At 50.8% G+C, this 671-nt stretch carries 2 tRNA genes and 1 rRNA gene; all 3 read right to left on the reverse strand.

Annotated features, from left to right (window positions below):
* Positions 1-117: ribosomal RNA gene (locus KLP40_RS21065) — 23S ribosomal RNA — on the reverse strand; the annotation flags it as partial.
* A 207-nt stretch (positions 118-324) separates the two neighbouring features.
* Positions 325-401 (reverse strand) — tRNA-Ala (locus KLP40_RS21070).
* Between the two features lie 34 nt (positions 402-435).
* Positions 436-509 (reverse strand) — tRNA-Ile (locus KLP40_RS21075).
* Positions 510-671 lie beyond the last annotated feature (162 nt).

The raw sequence follows: 671 nt of genomic DNA on the forward strand, positions 1-671 counted from the left end.
TCGGATACCTGCGGATCAATTCGTATGTGCCGATCCCCGCAGCTTTTCGCAGCTTATCACGTCCTTCATCGCCTCTGAGAGCCTAGGCATCCCCCGTGTGCCCTTTTCTACTTCTCGGTAGAGGCCACCCCGTAAGGTGGCCGGCTCGGGTGACTAACCATAGGTTAATCACTCTTTGTTCTTCTCTTTCTTAAACTCTGTTTTCCTCTATGTCAAAGAACGTATGCAACCCCAATTGGGCTACAATGTGAAATCGAATAGTTACCTATTCTATTCCTGTACTATTCTGTCACCAATACACTATCCGATTGATAGCATATACTGTGGTGGAGAATAACGGATTCGAACCGTTGACCCCCTGCGTGCAAGGCAGGTGCTCTAGCCAGCTGAGCTAATCCCCCGGTTGATCCACGCTTAACCATTCGTTAAACGAAGTGGGCCTGCCTGGACTCGAACCAGGGACCTCTACATTATCAGTGTAGCGCTCTAACCACCTGAGCTACAAGCCCGGGTCGACTCGCGGAGTCGAATCCGTGAAAATATTGAATGATGAAAAAGACAAACCGCTATGGGTAAGGCGGGCAGATGACCACGAATCGTGGGCGAAGCCCAGCGCGTTGGTGTAATCGAGTCGAACAAGCTCCAGAAAGGAGGTGATCCAGCCGCACCTT

Origin of the sequence: Hymenobacter piscis, assembly GCF_018760735.1 — a bacterium.
GTDB lineage: Bacteria > Bacteroidota > Bacteroidia > Cytophagales > Hymenobacteraceae > Hymenobacter > Hymenobacter piscis.